Genomic DNA, 22,076 nt, shown 5'->3' on the forward strand with positions numbered 1-22,076 from the left:
GTCGTTCGAAGGGACGGAGCAAGAAGCACCGCCACTAAGCAGCCGATAATTAATTGGGCTTATAAAAGCCTTTTTTCAGGTGGGAATATTCAGATTTTAGACAAGAAAAAGGCTAGGCCCGGAGGAGCATCAAATTCCGCCAAAAACTCACTTAGAGAAAACGAAATCCCGCCCCATACAGACGCCGGACCTGCCTACTTTACTTCACTACATTCACTGGCCTAGGCGGGCACTTAGCCCTGTCAATTTGATGACAGCATTTCGAGCTGTGCGCATATGCAAATCTTGAGCGCGCACGACCTACTCAGCTGATATCAAAAAGATTCCTTTATCCGCGAATTATGTGGGTGTAATACCTGCCCGCGTAATGGCTGAGGTCGTATAACACAATCGAATCCCCAAGCATACTTAATGAAAGTGGCCCTTGACGAACCGTCGGGTTAATTGGGTGCCAACGTCCATCGATATAATCAAAAGAGCGAACCCCACGATCAATTATCCGCCTCGCATGTTCCAGAATATTTCTCTTTGTGCTTGCAAAGACCAATCCTTGAATTTCGCCCCGGATAATTGATTCCGCATATAGGGAAAGAATCAGTTCCAAATGATAGGATCGTAAAGGAGATTCCTGAACTTCGATCAGAACCTGATGCGGTTTTTTATGCGATCCCAAATGCACCACAGCGTCTGGAATTTTGTAGTCTTGCCGCAAGAAAAATTTCTGCCTCAATCTGAGCTGCCTATCGGTTAAAAAGCGCGCCTGACTATGTTCGGATTTCAGACGCAAGACAATATGCTGCGTCAATAGATCGTGGACCACATGACTCCTATTTATTTTTGAAGGGAAATAGGCCGTTTTTAGGTGCTCGTCTTTATGGCCCACGAATAGTTCTCGGGCGGTCGAAACTCCATTCTTTTTTAAGTGGTAAACCCGACCACAAACATTGGGCATTGTGAATGAGTCAATTAAGCCAAATTTTTCGTATCGTGCAAGTGTAGAGTAAGTGGCTGATCTTTTCGTGCCAAACAACTCCGCTAGCGCATGTACGCTAGATACCTCCCACCTGTATAGCCATCGCAGCATTTGCCCAAGCTTTTCGCCTGAGCGCGCTTTGGCGGAGTGGTAATCGTAGTCGCTAAATTTCATGGGGTTTCTCTCCTATTAATTGGACTTCACAATCACAGTAGGAGAACACGCCACGAGAATTGATCTTGCTGGCCTATGCAAGAGAGGGCGCTGGCTCTGTCGGACGCTCGGGGCGACATATCGGTGGACTGGATGTCCAGCACGGAGTCCGGCCATTTCGTCCGGGTAGTTCTGAGGCTCTCCAACCTCTGCCCGAAGCGATATCACGTAGGAAGCATCTTTGCCTAGTGAGTTCCAACTCATTGATTTCTGGAAGGTCTTTGCCCGCCACCCCGCTGTCGCGGGGCCCCGAACAGGCCAAGACTGCTTGCGGAAAAGCTGTGCTTTTCCACAAGTGAGTTCGCGCCGCCGTCTTCGACGGCCACCCGCCCTGACGGGCTGGAAAAGCGCTCGCTCCGCTCGCCCCTAGTGCCACCGGCCCAATAACCAGCTAGCGCTGCTTATCGGGGCCCGCCCGGTGGCCCTGCGGGCTGCGGCATTTCCAGGTCCTGCGAATGCCGTATCGTCGCTAACGCTCCTGCCCGCCTGCGGCGGCGGCATCCTCGGACTCCACCCGACGCCCCGCTCGCGGGGACCCCCGTCGGGTTGGACACGGGGTGCAATTCGAGCGGCCCTGATTGTCGCGCTGCGACCGGCCTACGGCCTCAATCCGGGGCCCGACCGCTCGAATTACACCCCTCCGTCAGCTCGGGTGGCCGGCGGAGCCGGCGGCGCGAAGGCGTGCTTTCGCAGCGCCTGATGAAGCAGATTAGCGCGCCCAATTTTCTTCAAAATGCAATCTTTCAGGGACAGAAAAATGGGGCCTTACGCGCAAATCAGCGCTCTCTGCAGGCCTTGATCTGGAAAGATTCCGTCGTCTGCTCAGGGTCAACTAATCGGACGATCAGATTGTTATTTCCCGCTGGAAATAATGCGTTTAAGGGTGCTAATGGCCTGATCCCGGAGGCTGGTATCGAGCCCTATTGACCTTGATGGAATCGCCAATTTGCCTGGTAATTTAACGCTATTTTGGGGTTAAAATGAGTGGATGTCGGGAGGAAAACGATTGATGCAGCGTACAAGTAATCTTGAGGACAGCCGTTCGGACGATCAGTTAGATCACTGGCACTGGGAACCATTTTCCCGCCACATGACACTCTCCCGCAAAGGCAAAACCTGTCGATATTTTCTGCCGAACAAACCTGATATTCCTGCGGGTGAACACGTCCCGCTGTCACCCTTTGAGTGCCGCCTGGCAGATGTCATAAGAGACCCTTTGGGGGCGTATTTTCAAAGCAGCCCTGATCTGAAAATCATGGAAATCATGATCCGATTGAGGTGGGTTAGGCCAAGAAATATTAAGGAATTTGCCACTCTTCCCTCAGCCAAAATTCTTGTTTTCCCTAGTGAAATCACCACGCTGTCCGTTGCTAAATTTGGCAATTTAGGCGACGAGAATAGTGACGTTTTCGTTGTGGAAGAATCGAGAAATCAGCATCACAGCGTGGTATTTCTACAGCCCTGGAAGCAGATTGACGCGCTCTCATTTTTGAATGTCCCAAGCCGCTGTATTCACAGTGTTGAGGTGCCGCAATAAAGAAGCAAGTTAAGTAGCATTCCTCAGCAGATCAGCGCGTCTTCTGGCGATTATAGCCTCAACTATTTCACTCTTGGCTGCAGCGTAATCGTTCATATCTGCCCACACCTTTTGCGACAGCCGACGCTTCGTGCGTTCATACTCAATCCTGTCATTCTCACTGGCGCGAAGCTGATCGCGGAACAGCAAATATCGATCAACTTCTCCAGACCATGGCGGGTAGATATGAATGTGAACATCGCGTGCTAGTGTTCTGAGCATACGGTGCTGGTCATCCTTTGGCTCGCGAACGCGCAGTTGATAGCCAGTCTGAAGTAACGCTGGCAGGTACTCCGCCTCAACGCCGGGGTCGGCGATCACCAACAAGATGTCGATGATCGGTTTTGCAGCCAGTAACGGCACCGCAGTTGAGCCAATATGCTCGATCTGCAGCACATGGTTGCGCAGAGCCCGCCTGATCTTTACGGCCTCAGTTTCATACTGGCCTGGCCAGTCTGGATTGTAATAACAAAGGGCGACTTCGCGCATTTCAGCGCCGCCGATTAGACCAATTTCAACATCGATACTAGCCATTCTTCGCGTCGTCCAATACCCGTTTGATAAACGGCCATTTTTGCTGAGTATAAGCCTCCCGATCATCGGCCATATCGGCTGCCAGCGCCTGCTTTAGCTCTGCGTATTCCCGAGCTACGTCGGGTTTGTTACGCAGAATGTCGCGAAAGGCGATTCGCTCCATCCATAGAGCACTATGGTAGGGGATCAGGTGTAAATGGTGGGTTCGCATTTCCGGAGAAGGCTTGCAGAACCAGTGCATTACATCCGTTTTGTAGGGGGAGTGGCAGTAGCCGTTGCGCGCCAAAATCTCTATGGCTGCCCTAGAAGCTGGGAGACTTTCCACGCCGAACATTATGTCGATAACTGGCTTTGCCACCATCCCCGGCACCGCGGTGCTGCCAACGTGTTCAATGGTGCCGACACGCCAATCACCAATAAGCTCTTGCAGAAACCCACGCTCAGCTTGGAAGGCCTTCGGCCAGTTGAGATCGTAGCTTGAAAGCTCAACCTTCATGGCTACCTGCTTGCTTAAATAGAATCCGGTTGGCAAAGGGATCGGTAATCGTAAAGCAGCGTCCACCCCACGGTGGTGTCTCAATCTCCGGTGAGCAAAAAGGGTAGTCTTTTGCGCTCAGTTCATCATACAAGGCTTGTAAATTATCCACTTCAACGAAAAGCTTGCTACCGGGGCTGCAATCGCCGGAATGCTCACTGAGGTGCAAGACAAAATTGCCTTTGGAGACCTGCATGTAGATTGGCAGACCAGGCTCAAATCGGTGCTCCCAATCCAGCTGCATGCCGAGGTAGCCCAGGTAAAAATTTTTCGTTTTTTGCTCGTCAAAAATACGTGTGATAGGGATGGTTTTGTATTCCATGTCCTGGCCTATAAGGTCTCTGTATTCTTATTAATGGCAGCGCTGGTAAACGCCGAAAGGGATTGCCGTTGGCGACCGTCCTCAGTGAAATTGTCTGGCGACAGCCAGGCTGAAAATGCCGTTTTTAGCCGAGGCCACTCACCATCCAGCATGGAAAACCACGCGGTATCCCGGTTTCGTCCTTTGATCACTGCCGCCTGACGGAACGTGCCTTCGTAACTAAACCCCAACCGCAGAGCGGCATTGCGGGAGGCCTCGTTCAGTGCGTTGCACTTCCACTCGCAACGGCGATAACCCAACTCGAATATGTGGTCTATCATCAGATAGAGGGCTTCAGTGGCGGCGGCTGTGCGTTGAAGCAATGGTGAGAAATTGAGGTGACCAATTTCGACTACGCCCATCGCCGGGGAGATACGCATAAAACTGGCGACGCCAGTGGCCCGCCCCAAGTTTGTATCGACCACGGAGTAGAAGAGGGGATCGTCTTTCCTAGCTTGCTCTGAAACCCAATCACAAAAGTCAGTTAAATCATCAAAGGGGCCATAAGGCAAATAGGTCCAAATCCTTCCCGGCACATCCCTTGAGAAAGCCTCAAAGAGTTGCATTGCATGACTTTCAACGGATAGTGGTTCGAGCCGACAGAACTCGCCACCGATGATAGTCTTCGATAATGCTGGCGGAGCTTGCCAGTTGGGGAGCGGTGCCCCTATAGCTTGGCCATGCTCGTTTGTTTCGGCTGGCGTTCCTTTCAAAGTGTGTAACCGTCCTGGAAAAAAATTGGATCATCGTTGGTTCAGGCTAGATTGTCAGCTCTTGGCTGAGGAATTCAAGCCCACTTACCGGCGCCTAAAAAGATTCACTTTTATTTCGTTACTCAATAACCCGCCTTCACGCCATGAAGAGATAATTTTTCTTGATTTAAGCCAGCTGACAAAATCTCTATTGATAGGAGTATTTTGCAGTTTAGGTCGATGATGCCCGAAATTTATTTCGCAAAATGGTTTCTGAAAACTACCCAAGACATGACGCACTTCCTCAATTGACATCAATGAATGATATTTATTAAAGAGCGAAATTTGTGTCGCTATGGGTGTCGAATGCTTTATCAAGGATTGTGCTACAGCTCCATTCACGTAAGATATCGTAGTGGGGCTTTTGTTAATAATTGGTCCTATAAGTGCTGATCTGTCGGGAAGGTCTACAAGTAACTCCAGATCCACCAATTCGACTATCTTGAGTTTGGAGGTGCTATCGATTGCAGATCGAAGAAGCTCCTCTCGGAAATCATCGTCGAGTTCAAAGCGTGTTGGATCGGCCAGATATGTGTCTATGTTGGTCGCAACGAAAAATACCTGCAAATCCCGGTTTTCTGCGAGAGCATCTAGGCTCGCTTTGGAGAAAGTAATTTTTCGTTGATCTATCAGAATTCGGAGCTTGGCTGCCTCAAGTCCTTCGGGTGGCATATTGAATGGTTTCGGCAGTGCATGTATATAAGCTTTATAGGAGGCATCAGTCAAAGTATCAGCCTCATAAAGGAATCGCCGTAATTGCTGCGAACCTGTGTCACTTGATATGGGATTTTTGAGGATAGCCAGACGAACATCGTCTTGATCGAGATACCCAATCAAACTCTCTGCATCGAATCCCTCACTTTCCATAAATGTAATAACATTTTCCCAAACAGGCTCAATGGCGTATAGCTCGAATAGCATAGGGTGTAGTTTAGCAGGTACGCCCTCTAGATTTGGCAACAGGACTGTTTGCTGCTCAAGAAACTGCCGAAGATCATCTTGGTCGATCGAGTCTTGACGAACTACTGTTAGAATCGCCGCAGCGTCCTCTGTTGAATTGTCTTCAAGTTCCAAAAGAATATTGTGTAGGTACCGATTGAAGTTCCGCTCGACTCTCTCTATCAATGCGGCATTCTTCGTTGACCTGATTGTAGTAAAATTCTGAACGCGCAGTGGTTGGAGATCGTGTTCTCCCAAAATTGATTGGTAAGCATGCTCAAGGTTAGCCATTGTTAGCTCGAAAAGCCCCTTCTCGAACATAAAACGTACAATTTCTGAGTGTTCTTCGATTGCCGCTAGATCATTCACTTCAACGCCAACGCATTCAAGTCGTTCCGGGGTTAATTCGGGTGAATTGGCTAGAATCTCTGGAAGGTTCGCGGAAACAAATTCTGGTAGTTCGTCAAAATCCCTTGCGAGGGATTTTAGCTGGCTTTCCGGTAGGCTTGTGAGCAACTGGGTAATGTGAGAAACATTGTTGGCGCTGGCAATGGCCGTTGGAACAAGAGATTTCCATGTCTTGACTAGCCCTGAAAGAAGCTCTCCAACATAGCGGCCGCTCGTATAATAGCCTTTGAAAAAGGCTTCACAACTTTCAAATTCTGATGAGAGAAAGCCGAAAAGCTTCTCCGTTTGGTTGAGGTAACGACTCCGCTCACTAAGGAGACTATCGATAATACGTATATTCAAGACATAGCTTTGCCGGAAGTCTTCATCTCGCATTGCAGCGATGACCTCTTTTGGATTGTCGATAGGAAAATCCGGCTCTGGAGTGACAAACGCACGTATCTGGATCAGAAATTTATTGTCGTTTGGCGACAAACGGCCTGAGTGAAAGAGTGAGGTGTACTGGTAGTAAGTATCGTCGAGATGCCCTTCTAGGATTAGAAAACGCGCGAGCTTTCCGTTTTTCCCGAAGTCTTCGAAAAGATCTTGGATTCGGTTGGCATTTAAACGCAACAGCTCGTTGAACTTCGTGGTGCGAAGCGTTGCAATCCTCGACTTAAGGTCACGTATTTGTCGAAGGCTCCTGCTCTTGCTATCCGCCGCCTTGCCTTCGATCTCCTCTTTGCGTTGCTGATAGGATTTCTGAGAATTCACCTCGCTTTGTAATTTGGATACATTGACCGGCTCGTGGTGACGTTGTGCGGTGCGGCTCCACAAGCGAGTCGACTCAATCAGTTGTTCGAAAGACTCGTGGTTAACTACTTGAGAAAGCTGGACCCATCCTCGTTGGTCATTACTGACGCTAACCACATTCGGTGGAAGCCTTTCAATCAGGGCCATAGAATAAATTTGCCGCAATTCTCTCAGATCCGATGGTGTCTGTCGCTCGGCAACTTCAAGCTGCCTTTCGAGTTCTGTAATCTCGGCTCTATGCGCCTCCTCGGCCTGATGAATTAACTCCCCTTGGCGGTTTAGGATTCTATAGAGATTACCCGAGTCGCGGTGCAATTGTTCGAAGTCCCTTGGATAGACGTTCTTATAGATCAGGATCGCGAGGAGCTTATTGGCGTCGAGAATGGTTTCTCCATCCGTTTCCAAGTTGGCTACGTAAATGGCATATTCATTGAAGATGTTCTGGATTAATCTAAGATCGTTCAGATACCGTGATACCTCCCTAAGAAACTGCCGATCAAGACGCTCGTCAAGCTCAAGTCTCTTTCCTTGCTCTAGTACCATGTCGATCGAATTAGACGTATTGATGATGGGAATCACAGGAATGATGAATTCGAAGAACTTTGTTCGATCAGTATTGGTGAACATATCGTCGCGCAAGGCGTAGAGGAATCTGATGGTTCTCCTCACACCTGCATTCTCGTTCACGAGGCTATTAATTTCACGTAGTGTGACGAAGATTTCGGCATTATTAAATCGATCTAGATCCTCAATGATCACAAGGTCGTAGTCAGTGGATTGGAAAAAGTAGATGATTTCATCTAGGTGGCGGTTCAGTATAGAAGCCTGGTCATCATGTGCTGGCTTGATCTCAACGTCTTTCAACGAGATGCTCTTGAGTGACAGACCAAAGCTCGCGACATAAAAGTGATGCAGTGTCACCCAGAAAAACGTTGCTGCGAGCGTAATGCTGCCCAGGTTAAACCAGTTGCCGAGGGACAGCGGAACGAAAAATGCGCCGCTGATGATGTCTTCTCGCTCATGTAATACGTACCAAATCGCAATAATCCCAAGCACTATGTATAGAGATTTGAATACTGCCCCAACACCGGGCGACTGAATTCTTTTAAACCGTGATAAAGGAAGCCTGTTTGCGTCAGCACCATACAACATTTGTTGCAGGATACTTCTCTCAATCTCTTGGCGACTGACGCTCTCGCTCCCCAAAGTTGCCTCGGGAGTGAACGCAGCGAGTGAGATATGAAGCGCAGGCCGCCGATACTTTTTCAGGAATGTTTGGATAATACTGCTCTTTCCTGATCCATAGGGGCCAGTTAATGCAATATTGGTAACTTTTGTATTGCTCGTTGCATACATGATCGCTTCAGAGTAGATCCCGGTCTCGTCTGCCTCATCGGTCGGTGCAAGGTCCACGAACTTCGACTGCGCACCGATGGAGCGCTCCTTACTCTCCAACCATGAAACGGTGGTATTGAGCCTGTTAGAAAGGCGTCTTGCTATGGAGGTGATGGTCTTTATCATGCGATGCTGAATTAGCTTACCCTTAAGAGACGATAATGCATCCAATGCTGCCCTAACTCTGCGCAAGCAAAGCTGTTCATTTAATTTCTATGTTTGGACTCGGAGGTCAAAGGTTTCATATTGCAGCATTCAGATAGTGGATACCAGTGAGTATCGAATAGCGGTTTCGGGCCGATATGGAGGTCGTGGCTGCAGTATAGTTGTCTACTCTGAGGCCAAAACGGTCACCCACACAATCGCGGCCAGCTACATATTGGATATGAGCTGAATCAGCGGATGTAACCCCGCCTCAGAGTAAAAGCACCCAATCCATAGCTGCGCTGGTCTTGGTGCTTGCCCATCAAGAGCCTGCATCCCGCCCAAACCCAGTAAAGATCAAGCCTTCGGCGCGATTTGCATCGCGATCGTGACAGGCTTTGAGCACAATGCGGTGGGTTAATTATGGGCAATACCACGTTATGTGTTTCGCTTGAAACACCACTGAGCCACTACAGCCATCGCCAGGCGTTGCTTTTCAATCGAGATCCCGTATTTGTCTGTCTAGCCCTTGAGGCATAGGCGTAGTGACCGACAAATGTGGGATCCAGACGCCGCGCACCGATGCAGAAAAGATCATCTCATTTCCTCGGCGGCTATCGCAGAGGACTGGGGGACAGAAGGGTTAGATGTCGGAGGGGCGAAGCAGCTCAAAGGGCTCGCAGCTCAAGGCGCTGGCCAAAGCCTCGAGCATATCCACAGACGCGGCCTTTTTTCCGGTTTCAATTTCGCTGATGTACACCTGGGAGGTCCCCGCTTTGGACCCCAGCCCTTCCTGCGACCAACCGCGGGCCATACGCTCCCGTCTCACATTGGATGCGAGGATCTTGCGAACCTTGTAAGTGGGCTTCTGTGGCATGGGAGAAGAGTCGCAGTAAGCCCTTGGAACATCTATAAACTATAGTTTATAATTGGGCTCTAAAGGTTCCGTTTTGAGTTCCTAGTTGGGTTCGGTACTGTAGATCAGGAGGTAATGAGGATGAGAGGGATATATCTGAAAGTGTTAACACCCTGCACTGATAGTGTTGACCTGGTGCTACACCCTGGTCGCGCTGTCGCTGCTCAACCTGGCCTGGCTGGCAAACTGCTGTCCGTTATGCTGATGCCGCTGTGGTATCCCATGAAAGCACTGATGTGCCTGTTTGCACTGGTCGGCGTTCTGCTGTCTGCGACCGCTTTCATCTGGTTCATGGCTATCCCGTTTGTCGTTTTTGGTATCGTGCAAGTCATTGTCCTGGCACTGGGTGGCCCAGAATTTCCAGACAGCGTAATGACCGGCGTTTCTCTTGCTATTTTTGCCGTTTCAGTGGTTTTCATGTTCTTGGGCGGCTATGCAGCGCCGAAGATCATGCACTGGTCAATGCGGTTAATCGGCGTGGAAACTGATCCAAACGAAAAATTTGAATGGAAAAGTGTCTTTGAGCGCAAAATGGAGATCGGTGGCGACGACTATGCCGCAGGTTATGTCGCAGGCATGTCCTCTATGCACTAGGTTGAGGAACCCCTCAGGGCTTAAGCCCTGAGGGGCAGTCATTTAGCCTTCGTCAGAAGGAGGCATTTTTTGCCTGTAGCGTTCGGGAAGTACCATCTCTCGAAGCGCCGGACTAACCTTGTTGCGGTTACGCCGGCTAGCCTTTTCAAGAATGAGCTCTTTTAACCGCTCAGGTGAAATATCAGGATTAACAGGAGTATCAAGGTAATCGAGCAGCGCTAAAATCAGAACTTCCTTGATCATTAGCCCTTCCGACAGCGCGCGGTAGGAAATTGCCAGGTGAAGCTTCTGAGAAATCGAGACAGAAAATGCTTTGTGTGGTTTACCCAGTGCCACTGAGAGTAGCTCCCGCGCATTGGCGTCCGCGATACATTTGCCGAGCTCGCGCTCGATTTCTTGGATTATTTCGGATTTGATATTTTCTTTCATGGGATTTCTCCGGTTGATGTATTTATGTCAAGGCATGATTGCTGTGACATAAACACAGTGGGAGATCGCTCTACATTTTTGGTTAAAGCCACACAGTGTGGCTTTAACGATCTCGAAAATAGGCTGGAAATTTTGACGGAATGCTTAGAAAGGAGAGCTCTATGGTCGGCGTTTTTTTCTACACCGCATTTAGTATTTTGCTTGGTGCGGTATACCTGACCTTTGCAAGACAGGCAAAAATGTCAAAAAGGGAATAACTTGCTGTAGCTGATTCCATTCAATGCTATCGCCCACTTTTGCCTTCGGCAAGAACTTGGGTTAATCGCGAACCATTATCGCGAAGTAGCAGTACGACTTCTTCGACAGGGATACTCCATATCTCTGACAAGGTACTTGCTACTGACGCAGCTTCCCACGGCATCACAGATGCACCTCGAACTTTAGCGAATGGCCCATCACTTTCGGGCACTACACGATCACGAGGCATTAAGCTGGCCAATTTCCGGCCATTAGCAGAAGCCACCATCGCAGGCCCAACACTAAACCAACAGCCCATTTCCTTGGCTCGGGAAAGTTGCGACGGTGAATCAGTGAACCAGTGGAGAACGGCAGTTCCATAACCCGGGTGAGATTCAAGTAAACACAACACGTCTTTTGCAGCCGATCGAGAGTGAATGCTAAGGACTCGCCCCCCGAGATTTACGCTTTTCTGAAGAACTGACTGAAATATGTTCTTCTGTAGTTCAAAATGCTGCTTGTAGCGGGAAGACCCATCAAGACCGACTTCACCAACCCCAGAGTACTGTTCCATCTGTGAAAGCAGCATCTCCAGCTCGCCAGATCTTTTACCAGCAACTTCCGGATGAAGGCCTGGAGAAATGAATATTTTTTCCGAGGCCAGAAGTACCTTTGATGTTGCTGCGAATGCTCTGGGGCTGGTAGTGACCAACCAAACAAACTCAACCCTATCCGATGCTTCCGCATAAACGTTTCGGGCATCAGGATAAAGATCCAAGTGGCAATGAAAATCCATCAGATTATGCCGTCCCTACGAAGCACGACGCCAAGATCTCTTAATCCCTGCTCAATAACACGGCGAAATTGAGGTCGATCCGCCTGAGAGGCAAACGATAATGTGGCCCCCAGAAAGGCATCGATACCTTGTTGCTCAGAGGCTAGAACCGCACAAGCCACTGCCATGGGATCATCCGCTTTTGCCTTGCCGGCGGAAGATAACGACGGAAATTTGTAATGTGTTGTATCAACTTGCCCCCAATGCTGAATGGCTGCCTTGCGAACCATGCATGGCACACACCGTCCACAGTGCGTGCGATTGTAGGTACGAAAACGACCACAGCTTGTCGTGTCACAAGCATGTTTCTTCAACATTGACTGATCAGCACATTCTTCCAGCATTTCCCCTTTGGTTTTAAATCGGTAGGGCATGATAAGACTGGATTTAATATTCAGGCTTATCAACAACTCTTGAAGCATGGACATGAACAACGGGTAGGTAGTTCTGGTGCTAAAACTGGCCATCCTTCCCGGCAATAAAGGTGGGTTGATGCTTATGAACCCATTTTCCGCCACAAGGATCTCTGTTTTCTCCATTGGTAGCAGCGAAGTCGCAAGTACCGCCAGGCCATAGAAGGCCATTGAACGAGCCCTTGTGGATGTCTCTTTCTTACCTTTGAATACAACACGGTGGCTCCACTGCTGATGCCACTCGCCACCACCAAGCTCATTGGCATATTTAGTTTGTCGGGCTGAATCCTCAAAAGCACGCTGTGACACAAAGATTGGCTTATGGCCGTGTGCTACAGCATCGATCCCACCTATCAGGCTATCGAGCCCTCCGGAAAGCAAAGCAACACAGTCACGATCACAAAGTCGGCGCTGTCCTTTGGGCGGGACAGGGCCACCTGCTGAAAACTGCAATGTCCAAAAATCGCCTGTCAATACCCGCAACATCTTTTCGACAAGCTGCCGATTTACATCCCATGGAGTCGGGTCATTGAGTGTAATATCCAGCTCAATCTGGCGAGTCCATCCATCGGCGCTTTTCTTGCGAAGAACGGCCACGTCGGCAGCGTAGACAGAAAAGCAAAACAGTACAAAATCCCACACTGAAACCGAAGGGGCATAACCTTCCTTTTCCAATTTTCGGAGCCAACCATTAGCGATGCGACCAATCCCCGGCCGCGATGACGATTTCAGGAATGTAAATGCCAGCGCTCCTGAAGGTAGAGGATCTGGCAGCGCATCAACACTTGAACAGATAATTTTCATGATTCAGCAAACACCGTCAGTGCATCTTGAAGAGCAGCATTCGCAATCTCCCTCATCGCTCGTGGTGCACTGCCGGCACGAGCCTTCTGCATAGATCGATTGACCACTACCATTACGTAATCTAGAACCTGCCCCAATCGATTCTGCACAAGCTGGGGCGCATATTTCAGTTTTTCAAATACCTGCCCAAGCTCAAGCTGAACCCGGTTATAAACATCAAAAGCCACCGTGTAAGCCATCAAGTTGGCGATTTGATCGTCCGTCAAATTAAAGATATCGGCGTTCGGTTCCACTTCGTAGAGATGTGCAATAGCATGATCCATGGAGTGTCTGGCTGAATCCTCGTCAACACTCCCTCCCGTTGGAATCAATTTCTGCACGACTTCGAGTGCGGTTTCCTTGGCAGAAAGTCCGCGCTGCTTTATTGAATCGACCCAAGTATTAATGCTTGGATCAGAACCGTCGCGAGCGGTGGCAAGAAATCCACCCAAAGACGATGCGGCAATTGCGCTAGTCCGCATTCGACTCGCGGCTCTGGACGATCCTCCCATGCCCTTCTTCACAAAGCTTGAAACACCTCGGCGCAGGTCGGAGCTGCTACCAGACCGTACAAACCCGGTCAATGCACCACGAGCTTGTTGATACCGTCCTGGCGGAGCTTTGGCAGGGCCGGCAGGTGGTGTCGTCGGATTCTGATTATCCTCCCCATCCTCTGTGCTGCTGCCGTCATCTGAGGGGGTTGCGCCCGGGCTTAGGGGAACTTCCGCGTAGTCGCTATCAATACCGGCGCCAGCATCATCCAGCCATGGAGGATCAAAGGGCGCGCCTGTACCCGCACCCGAGCTCGATGCTGACGTACCCATTACTTCTTCCTCGCATTAGTGATTGCCCGCTTCACAGACTCCTGCGCATCCGCATCGCTTACCCACTTGTCCAGAATGTCTTTTGCCCAATCACAGTCCGCCAAAGCAGAAACAAATCCGGGAGCAAGCTGAGCAATAGGCGCTTGACTAATGAATGCCGCCGCACGCGGCCCCGCACTTGGGTGAATGCGGCAAACCTCAGTCAACATCAAAATTTCGTCATGCTTCTGCCAGGTTCTACCGGACCGCCTTGCATCCCACGCCCTCGCCATAGCAAGGCCAGATTGAATATCCCCGGCCTCTCGAATCTGCTGTTTTAATGCATCATTTGATGTTCGAGCGGAAACCAGCGAATCACGCAGCGCCTTGCCAGCGGCATTTAGCTCATCCGCGCCAAAATCCCTGATCGTGCTGTCGCGGCTTAGATGCAATATTGGCCTCAAGTCCATGTCGCCAAGAGGCGGTTCGAGCCTGAGCCACTCACGCGCAAACTCTTTGTCGCCAAAGAGCGTGGGAAGCTTTTGATCCTCCTCTTTTGCAACTTCCTCTGCCTCGCGAAGAATTTCAACTTTGCCTTCGTTCTCAGCAGAAACCCTTTCTGCAAGCGCATTCGCGATTGATTCATCGCACCGCTCAAGAAGGTGCCACTTCGCTAAAACCTGGACATCCACGTCGATATTTTGAGGTTTAGCCAGGGTCTTGCGCAGGAATACAGTGTTGAGAAAACGTTTGACCAACCTCGGATTAGCTTGAACCGTACTTGCACTGAATAGCAGCGGAGCCAACCGCTCAGCCAACCCCATCAAACCCAGAAGCTCAGAACTCCCTTGCGGGGCGAGACTTTCCAAAAACTGCGTATTTTTGCCCACTGTGAACAGTGATTTTTCCCTAGCGTGAACACCCGATTTTCTCCACTGTGAACACTGAATTTTCTCTAAGCGTGAACACTTTTTCCGCCAGGCAAAATTCGGTGTTCACGGTACGCAAAATTTAGCGCACGCAGCCCAATCCCCCCCGTATTCCTCTTGCAGGTACTGGCTACGGCCGTAACCTGCGTTCCCTTTGCCTGTTCATCAGCTATCGGGAGCGTGAATGACTACCAAGAGGGTCACCATGAGTAAGTTAAAAGAAATCCTGCGCCTCAAGTACGACGCGCAGTTGTCGCAGCGGCAAATTGCCCGGTGCCTGAACCTGTCCATCGGCGTCATCTCCAAGTATCTGCAGCGCGCGGAGGCAGCGGGACTCAGCTGGCCACTGCCAGATGGCGTGTCAGAGGCCGAACTGGAAGCTCAGCTGCAGCCAGGGCGTTGCCGTTCGACCTCCGCCGACCTGGCCGAGCCAGACTTCCCGGCGATTGAGCAGGAGCTCAAGCGCAAGGGGATGACCCGGCAGTTGCTGTGGGAGGAATATGCCGAGGCACACCCCGGCAATCACTACTGCTACTCCCGATTTACCGTCCTGTTCCGGCGCTGGCGTCAAGCTCAGCAGCTGTCGATGCGCCAGACCCACCAGGCGGGCGAGAAGCTGTTTGTGGATTACTGCGGGCCGACGCTGGCGGTAGTCAACCCCGATACTGGCGAGATCCGCAGCGCCCAGGTGTTTGTCGCTGTCCTCGGCGCCAGTTCCTATACCTTTGCCGAGGCCACCTGGACACAGGGGTTGCCAGATTGGATCGGCTCCCACGTCCGGGCGCTTGAATTCTATGGTGGCGTGCCCGACGTGGTGGTGCCGGATAATTTAAAGAGTGCCGTCAGCAAAGCCTGCCGCTACGACCCCGAGCTGAACCCCAGCTACCAGCAATGGGCCGAGCACTATGGTGTTGCCGTTGTGCCGGCACGCCCTTACAAACCCAAGGATAAGTCCAAGGCTGAGGTCGGGGTTCAGATCGTAGAGCGTTGGATCATGATGCGTTTGCGACATCACACCTTCCATACCCTGGCCGCCGTCAACCAGGCGATTCGTTCGCTGCTGGATGAGCTGAATCGCCGCCCCTTCAAAAAGCGGCCTGGCTCTCGGGTGACGCAGTTCGAACAGCTCGACAAGCCGGCCCTGGCACCCCTGCCCGAGACCCCTTACCAGTATCGCCACATCAAAAAGGCCCGGGTTCACCTCGACTACCACGTCGAGTACGAGGGCCATTATTACTCTGTCCCTTACCAGCTGGTGAAGGAAGAGGTCATGGTCCATGCCGGCGAGACGACACTGGCCGTCTTCCATCAGGGGCGCCAGGTCGCCCTTCACCCACGCGCCCATCATGCCGGCGGCCATACCACCGACAGCCAGCATATGGCCAAGGCCCATCGCAAGCATCAGGAATGGTCACCACAACGCTTCCTCAATTGGGCGGGGAGCATCGGGCCGCACACCCACACTGTCATCCAGTATCAGCTGGAAAGTCGTCGGCATCCCGAACACGGTTATCGCGCCTGCCTGGGGTTGCTCCATCTCAGCAAAAAATACGGCAAGACGCGGCTGGAAGCCGCCTGTCACCGCGCCACCCAGATCGGCGGTATGCACTATAAAAATATCGCCGCCATCCTCAGTAACAGCATGGACAAGGTACCGCTGGACAACCCCAGCACCCCGCGACAAACCCCGCTACCGCTGGCACACGACAATGTCCGCGGCAGCGAGTATTACCACTAGCCCTCACGTCCTCAATCACTCACAAGGAGACATCCAATGCCTCAACACACCTTGCAACAACTGCACCGCCTGCGATTAACCGGCATGGCCGACGCCCTCTCGCGACAACTGGATCAGCCTGGAACCTATGAGGAACTCGGCTTCCTGGAGCGTCTTAAACTGCTAATCAATAGCGAAGCCACCTGTCGCGATAACCGTAAAATCACCCGGTTGCTGAAACAGGCAAAATTGCGCCTGAATGCGCAGGCGGCGGACATCGATTACCGAGCCCGTCGTGGCCTTCACAAAGACACCCTCGCGCAACTGCTGCAGCTGGACTGGATCCGGCATCACCGTAATCTGCTGATAGAAGGGCCTACCGGTACGGGAAAAACCTTCCTGGCCTGTGCCCTGGGCCAAAGCGCCTGTGAGCATGGGATCTCGGTACGTTACTTCCGCGCCAGTCGCCTGTTTGAAATGCTGACCATCGCCCACGGTGACGGCAGCTTTGGCAAGCTGCTCGCCCAACTGGCCAAGACGGAGCTAGGGAAGCTCTGCATAACCCCCGTAATTTGAGATAATTTTGCGATCACCTATTTCAACCGGACTACTGCATGAGCCAGCTGACCTTCGCCGAAGCCGAGTACCGGAACAAAAAGCGTAAAACGCGGCGGGAGCTGTTCCTGGAAAAAATGGATGGCTTGATTCCCTGGGCCAAGCTGGAGAAGAAGCTCCGCAAGTACTACCCCAAGGGTGAGAATGGAAACCCGCCGTATCCGCTCCCCATTATGCTTCGGGTGCACTGCCTGCAATTATTTTACAACCTCAGCGACCCGGCGATGGAAGATGCGTTGTACGAGATTGAGTCCATGCGCCGCTTTGCAGGGCTACGCTTGTCTGATCGGCTACCAGATGAAAGTACTATCCTCCGCTTCCGTCATTTTTTAGAGCGCCACAAATTGGGCGAAGTGATCTTCGATACCGTGAGCGCCCAGTTGCGTCAGCAGGGTTTGATGATGCGTGAAGGCACCATTGTTGATGCCACGATTATCGCCGCACCCAGCTCAACCAAGAATCAGGATGGCGAGCGAGACCCGGAAATGCACCAGACCAAGAAAGGCAATGAGTGGCACTTTGGCATGAAGATGCATATTGGCGTGGATGACCAGGACGGCTTGATTCACAGCATCGAGACCACAGCTGCGAATGTGCATGATCTCACTGCGGCAGATCAGCTTCTTCATGGAGAAGAGCAGCGGGTCTGGGGTGACGCGGGTTATACCGGCATCCATAAGCGAGACGCATTTAAAGATCGGGATGTCGATTGGCGTATCGCGCTACGCCCCGGCACCCGGAGCAAGCTGGCTGATCAGCTGCAGGAAATGCTGGAGGGGATAAAGGCCAGCGTTCGCGCCAAGGTTGAGCATCCGTTCCGGACGATCAAGCAACAGTTTGGCTATACGAAGGTTCGCTACCATGGGCTGGCGAAAAACACCAACCGCCTGTATGTGTTATCAGCGTTTACCAACCTGCTGAGAGCGGAGAAATACCTGCCCTCATAGGGTAGGTACGCCTGTAGTCAGCCAAATGGCTGCCTACAGGCTGAGATGAACTGAGGATTGCTGCGTTTTACGCCGTTGACGCGGAAATTTGGCGATATTTTATAAAAGGGAGAGGTTGTGCAGACCTTCCTTAGTATTTGGCAGCTTCTTATCATACTGACTATTGTAGCCATGCTATTTGGTACAAAAAGACTGAGAAACATTGGCTCTGATCTTGGTGGCGCAATAGCGGGCTTCAAAAACAGCCTAAGCAACAAAAACGATGAAACACAAACTCTATCACCGCATGACAAAGAATAATCCACGCGCACCAAACCCTTGCCCAAATACCGAAATATATCCAACCGCGCATAGATAAAATTCCATGGCGAAACAACAAATATTCGCAATCCTGACATTACCTTCGCAAAACTGATAGCCCCCTTTCCTTCTCATTAATATCATTTACCAGTAACGGCTTAACGGCCGACTCGAAACCCAAGTTACCAATAAAAAGGTGGTATAAATGAGTGAAGTAATGAATCGCCAAAAAACACGAAATTTGGCTACCCGAGACAAAAAACGATACTTTTGGTGGCTTCCGCTTTTTATTGCGATCTCCCCCATTGTTGGAATCGAATTTTATAAAACCACCGGAAACGCCATCTATGCCTGGTTTACACCGATTCTATGGTATTTATTTGTCCCTCTAGGTGACTTTTTGTTTGGTAGAGACGACAAAAACTATAGTGCACAGCGTGCCGACGAGCTAGAGAATGACAACTACTACAAATGGTTGGTTTTCCTGTCGGTCCCCCTGTTTTTTGTAACTTGGATGTATGGTGCTTGGTGGGTGTCAACCCAAGCTGTCTCCGTATCCGACTACCTTGGTATGACGATCGGTGTTGCCTTGACCAATGGACTGGCACTGGTAGTTGGACATGAGTTGGGACACAAGAACAATCGCCTGGAAAAGAACCTAGCCAAATGGGTTCTGGCAGTACCCGCTTACGGGCATTTCTCTGCTGAACACAATCGCGGCCACCACAAAGATGTCGCTACCCCTGATGATCCCGCATCTGCAAGGATGGGAGAGTCATTGTACCGCTTTGTTCTTCGAGAAATTCCTGGTGCTTTTGTCAGAGCCTTTCATGATGAAAAGGTACGACTCGAGCGAAAGGGTAAATCCGTAATCAGTGCCGAAAACCAGATCCTACAGTCATTCGCGATTACCTTTGTTCTCTATGGAGCTGCACTGACACTATGGGGCACTGTTGTTATTCCTTTTATGGTCATATCAACTTTGTGGGGCTGGCAGTTTCTATCCACGTCCAACTATATCGAACACTACGGTCTACTGCGCCAGAAACAAGAAGACGGTCGCTTTGAGCGCACACGCCCTGAGCACTCATGGAACGCTGATTTTCGAGTTTCCAACCTCGTAACCTATCACCTCCAGCGCCACTCAGACCACCACTCCCGACCAACCCGCCGTTACCAGGTATTGCGCAGCGACGACGCCCCCGAACTTCCCACTGGTTACGCTGGCTGTTTCACCATGGCTTACTTCACACCGATCTGGCGCAAAGTCATGGATCCAAAAGTACTCGAGGTCTATGGCGGAGACATTCTCAAAGCTAACCTCGACCCCAAACACCGCGATGCACTCATTGCGAAATATGGGAGAGCATCCTAATGGCTAGTTATCGCTGCCCCGGTTGTGGCTATACATATGACGAAGATAAAGGCGATGAATTCGAAGGCTTTCCTGCGGGTACTCAATGGCAAGTGGTTCCCGACGACTGGTCCTGCCCCGACTGCTCTGTTAGAGACAAAATAGATTTCGAAAAAGTCGAGGACCAATGAAGAATGGCCAAATACGAATGCATCGTGTGTGGGTTTATTTATGACGAAGCACTTGGTCTTCCTGAGGACGGAATCCCCCCAGGCACAAAATGGGAGGACATACCGGACGACTGGACATGCTTTGAATGCAGCTGCCCCAAAACCGACTTTGAACTACTTAAATGAAAGATCATTACAATGAAAAACAATAAACTTGGAATATCACTTTTTCCACTCCTAACCGCTGCGGCGGTTTTAACCCTGAGTGCCTGCTCGAACGGGTTCAACAAATATATTAGCAATGGCATAGACGCCACACCGCAGAAGAGCACAGCGAATACCGACTGGCCGATGCACGGGAACAACCGCTACGAACAACGCTTTTCTGAACTTACCGATATCAACGCTAAAAATATCTCTGAACTTGGGCTTGCCTGGTATATCGACCTTCCTGAAAATCGCGGCCAGGAAGCAACGCCTCTGATTATCAATGGAGTGATGTATACGACCTCAGCATGGAACCATGTTCATGCATTGAATGCCAAAACCGGTGAAATACTCTGGCAGTACGACCCGAAGGTTCCGAAAAAACAAGGAATTAAAGGCTGCTGCGATTCAGTCACCCGCGGCCTGGCCTACGACAAAGGCCGCGTTATTCAGGCTACCCTCGATGGCCGCCTGATCGCCCTGGATGCCAAATCTGGTATTCCATTATGGGAAACCCGCACCTTCAAAAACACACTCAACTACACAATCACTGGTGCTCCTCGCGTGGCCAGGGGAAAAGTTTATATCGGTAATGGCGGAGCAGAATACGGGGTTCGAGGCTATATCTCAGCCTATGATATAAATAGCGGTAAACTTGTGTGGCGCTTTTATACCGTCCCCAGCTCCAAAAACTTAGATTCTGGCGTTGAGCCAGAGGCGTTGATGGCCAAAACCTGGTCGGCACAGGGCAGCGATCTGGAGAAAGGTGGTACAGTCTGGGACAGCATCGTTTACGACCCTGACACCAACAGTATTATCTTCGGTGTCGGCAATGGGTCTCCCTGGAATCCGAATATTCGCTCACCTGGCGGCGGCGATAATCTATTCCTTTCCTCTATCGTGTCGGTGAACGCCGACACCGGCAACTACAATTGGCACTATCAGACTACACCAGGGGAAGCTTGGGACTACACCGCAACGCAACCGATCGTCCTTGCTGATATGGAATTCGATGGCACGATGCGTAAAGTCGCCATCCAGGCTCCAAAGAACGGCTTTCTTTACATCCTCGACCGCATTAACGGCAAGTTGCTATCAGCTAAACCCTTTGTAGACGTCACCTGGGCCTCGCATGTCGATATGACAACCGGCCGACCGGTAGTAAATCCGGAAGCCGAATATTGGAAGACTGGGAAGCCGGCTCTGGTCATGCCGTCATGGATGGGAGGACACAATTGGCACCCGATGGCCTTTAACCCCAACAACAATGTCATCTATATCCCCACCCAAACATCAGCATTTCCCTACCTTGCTGAAGATGAACAAACACCGTCAAAACTGGCAGTAAACCTCGGTGTCGACACAAAGGCTGCGAACCTGCCCGATGACCCAAAAGTTATCCAGGCAGTTAAAGATGCAACCAGCGGGGCACTACTCGCAAGAGACCTAAGAACTGGAAAGGATTTATGGAAGGTCGGATATCCCGGCGTCTGGAACGGCGGTGTGCTAGCCACTGCGGGTGAAATCATTTTTCAGGGATCGGCGACTGGTTACGTAAACGCCTACCGCGCCGACAATGGTGAAAGGTTGTGGCGTTTCAATGCGCAAACCGGCGTCGTGGCACCACCGGTGACATACAAAATTGATGGCGAACAATATATTGCGGTCAATGCTGGCTGGGGTGGTATTATGCCATTGATGACTGGTGAGCTGACAAAGGATGCCGCTCAGCAATATCCACGTAACATCAGTCGACTACTTGTCTTCAAACTCGGTGCTAGTGCAAAGTTACCTGTCGATGATCGCGTGGCCCTACAGATGGCTCCAGTCACAACACAGATCGACAAAGATGCCGCACACAAGGGTTTTGAGACATACGACCGCTACTGCGTCGTCTGCCACGGAGGTGGTGGTGTAGGTGGTGGAGTTGTGCCGGACCTTCGCTTTTCAGGCATTACCCAATCGGAAGAAGCCTGGGCTTCGGTAGTTCTAGGCGGCATACTCGAAAGCCGCGGCATGGTGTCATTCAAATCTGAACTGGATGCCGGGGATGCGGAAAATATTCGCCAGTTTATTCTTGATCGAATTCGCTATGCACACGAGGTTGGCGATACCAGCCGGCCGTATCGTTAATCCAATAGTGAA

The 22,076-nt window shown here is 50.9% G+C and carries 22 protein-coding genes; 10 read left to right on the forward strand and 12 right to left on the reverse strand.

Going from position 1 to position 22,076, the window contains the following annotated elements:
* Positions 1-328 precede the first annotated feature (328 nt).
* The gene (locus HCU74_RS14260; protein ID WP_168451106.1) at positions 329-1,147 is read right to left on the reverse strand and encodes a replication-relaxation family protein; all 819 of its coding nucleotides are present in this window, start codon (positions 1,145-1,147) and stop codon (positions 329-331) included.
* A gap of 1,048 nt (positions 1,148-2,195) precedes the next feature.
* Here HCU74_RS14260 and HCU74_RS14265 point away from each other — a divergent pair.
* Positions 2,196-2,723, forward strand: coding sequence for a hypothetical protein (locus HCU74_RS14265; protein WP_168451107.1), 528 nt, complete (start codon positions 2,196-2,198; stop codon positions 2,721-2,723).
* 9 nt (positions 2,724-2,732) lie between these two features.
* Here the strand turns inward: HCU74_RS14265 and HCU74_RS14270 are convergent, their stop codons facing one another.
* From HCU74_RS14270 to HCU74_RS14295, 6 genes are all read right to left on the reverse strand, one after another.
* On the reverse strand, positions 2,733-3,296 hold the full coding sequence (locus HCU74_RS14270) for a GrpB family protein (RefSeq protein ID WP_168451108.1): 564 nt from the start codon (positions 3,294-3,296) through the stop codon (positions 2,733-2,735).
* Complete coding sequence (locus HCU74_RS14275) at positions 3,289-3,792, reverse strand: GrpB family protein (RefSeq protein ID WP_168451109.1); 504 nt, start codon at positions 3,790-3,792, stop codon at positions 3,289-3,291. The genes HCU74_RS14270 and HCU74_RS14275 overlap by 8 nt, the downstream gene beginning before the upstream one ends.
* Positions 3,782-4,153: a glyoxalase superfamily protein gene (locus tag HCU74_RS14280; RefSeq protein WP_168451110.1), complete on the reverse strand. Its 372-nt coding sequence runs from the start codon at positions 4,151-4,153 to the stop codon at positions 3,782-3,784. Before HCU74_RS14280 ends, HCU74_RS14275 begins: the two co-directional genes overlap by 11 nt.
* 8 nt (positions 4,154-4,161) lie before the next feature.
* Positions 4,162-4,905: a GNAT family N-acetyltransferase gene (locus tag HCU74_RS14285; protein ID WP_168451111.1), complete on the reverse strand. Its 744-nt coding sequence runs from the start codon at positions 4,903-4,905 to the stop codon at positions 4,162-4,164.
* 84 nt (positions 4,906-4,989) lie between these two features.
* A complete protein-coding gene (locus HCU74_RS14290) occupies positions 4,990-8,649 on the reverse strand; it encodes a YobI family P-loop NTPase (protein WP_210425290.1) in 3,660 nt (1,219 codons plus the stop codon).
* A 616-nt stretch (positions 8,650-9,265) separates the two neighbouring features.
* Positions 9,266-9,499: a helix-turn-helix domain-containing protein gene (locus HCU74_RS14295; RefSeq protein WP_168451112.1), complete on the reverse strand. Its 234-nt coding sequence runs from the start codon at positions 9,497-9,499 to the stop codon at positions 9,266-9,268.
* 120 nt (positions 9,500-9,619) lie between these two features.
* On the opposite strand from HCU74_RS14295, the gene HCU74_RS14300 reads away from it, so the two are divergent.
* Entirely contained in the window at positions 9,620-10,132 is a 513-nt protein-coding gene (locus HCU74_RS14300; protein ID WP_168451113.1) for a hypothetical protein, read from the forward strand.
* A 42-nt stretch (positions 10,133-10,174) separates the two neighbouring features.
* Here HCU74_RS14300 and HCU74_RS14305 read toward each other — a convergent pair whose 3' ends face one another.
* The 5 genes from HCU74_RS14305 to HCU74_RS14325 all read right to left on the reverse strand — a co-directional run bounded on the left by HCU74_RS14305 (position 10,175) and on the right by HCU74_RS14325 (position 14,582).
* Positions 10,175-10,561: a hypothetical protein gene (locus HCU74_RS14305; protein WP_168451114.1), complete on the reverse strand. Its 387-nt coding sequence runs from the start codon at positions 10,559-10,561 to the stop codon at positions 10,175-10,177.
* 283 nt (positions 10,562-10,844) lie between these two features.
* Complete coding sequence (qatD, locus tag HCU74_RS14310; protein ID WP_168451115.1) at positions 10,845-11,594, reverse strand: Qat anti-phage system TatD family nuclease QatD; 750 nt, start codon at positions 11,592-11,594, stop codon at positions 10,845-10,847.
* Positions 11,594-12,850 (reverse strand): Qat anti-phage system QueC-like protein QatC, encoded by a 1,257-nt coding sequence (gene qatC / locus HCU74_RS14315; RefSeq protein WP_210425291.1) that lies wholly within the window; start codon positions 12,848-12,850, stop codon positions 11,594-11,596. The genes qatD and qatC overlap by 1 nt, the downstream gene beginning before the upstream one ends.
* Positions 12,847-13,713: a Qat anti-phage system associated protein QatB gene (qatB, locus tag HCU74_RS14320; RefSeq protein WP_168451116.1), complete on the reverse strand. Its 867-nt coding sequence runs from the start codon at positions 13,711-13,713 to the stop codon at positions 12,847-12,849. The genes qatC and qatB overlap by 4 nt, the downstream gene beginning before the upstream one ends.
* Positions 13,713-14,582, reverse strand: coding sequence for a hypothetical protein (locus tag HCU74_RS14325; protein WP_168451117.1), 870 nt, complete (start codon positions 14,580-14,582; stop codon positions 13,713-13,715). Before HCU74_RS14325 ends, qatB begins: the two co-directional genes overlap by 1 nt.
* A 223-nt stretch (positions 14,583-14,805) precedes the next feature.
* Here HCU74_RS14325 and istA point away from each other — a divergent pair, with 223 nt between their 5' ends.
* The 8 genes from istA (at position 14,806) to HCU74_RS14365 (ending at position 22,064) form a co-directional block, all read left to right on the forward strand.
* Positions 14,806-16,359, forward strand: a complete 1,554-nt coding sequence (gene istA / locus HCU74_RS14330) for an IS21 family transposase (RefSeq protein ID WP_168451118.1) — start codon at positions 14,806-14,808, stop codon at positions 16,357-16,359.
* A 36-nt stretch (positions 16,360-16,395) separates the two neighbouring features.
* Positions 16,396-16,914 (forward strand): ATP-binding protein, encoded by a 519-nt coding sequence (locus HCU74_RS14335; protein ID WP_210425292.1) that lies wholly within the window; start codon positions 16,396-16,398, stop codon positions 16,912-16,914.
* A gap of 38 nt (positions 16,915-16,952) precedes the next feature.
* Entirely contained in the window at positions 16,953-17,900 is a 948-nt protein-coding gene (locus HCU74_RS14340) for an IS5 family transposase (protein WP_168451119.1), read from the forward strand.
* Between the two features lie 171 nt (positions 17,901-18,071).
* Positions 18,072-18,200, forward strand: coding sequence for a twin-arginine translocase TatA/TatE family subunit (locus HCU74_RS14345; RefSeq protein ID WP_428480345.1), 129 nt, complete (start codon positions 18,072-18,074; stop codon positions 18,198-18,200).
* Between the two features lie 205 nt (positions 18,201-18,405).
* Positions 18,406-19,575, forward strand: coding sequence for an alkane 1-monooxygenase (locus tag HCU74_RS14350; protein WP_022958335.1), 1,170 nt, complete (start codon positions 18,406-18,408; stop codon positions 19,573-19,575).
* Positions 19,575-19,745, forward strand: a complete 171-nt coding sequence (locus HCU74_RS14355; protein ID WP_022958336.1) for a rubredoxin — start codon at positions 19,575-19,577, stop codon at positions 19,743-19,745. The genes HCU74_RS14350 and HCU74_RS14355 overlap by 1 nt, the downstream gene beginning before the upstream one ends.
* A 3-nt stretch (positions 19,746-19,748) precedes the next feature.
* Positions 19,749-19,910 carry a rubredoxin gene (locus tag HCU74_RS14360; RefSeq protein WP_168451121.1) on the forward strand — a complete coding sequence of 54 codons (162 nt, stop codon included), beginning with the start codon at positions 19,749-19,751 and terminating at the stop codon, positions 19,908-19,910.
* A gap of 12 nt (positions 19,911-19,922) precedes the next feature.
* On the forward strand, positions 19,923-22,064 hold the full coding sequence (locus HCU74_RS14365) for a PQQ-dependent dehydrogenase, methanol/ethanol family (RefSeq protein ID WP_022958337.1): 2,142 nt from the start codon (positions 19,923-19,925) through the stop codon (positions 22,062-22,064).
* Positions 22,065-22,076: the final 12 nt, after the last annotated feature.

It is taken from the genome of Spongiibacter thalassae, assembly GCF_012272835.1.
In the GTDB taxonomy this organism is placed as follows: domain Bacteria; phylum Pseudomonadota; class Gammaproteobacteria; order Pseudomonadales; family Spongiibacteraceae; genus Spongiibacter; species Spongiibacter thalassae.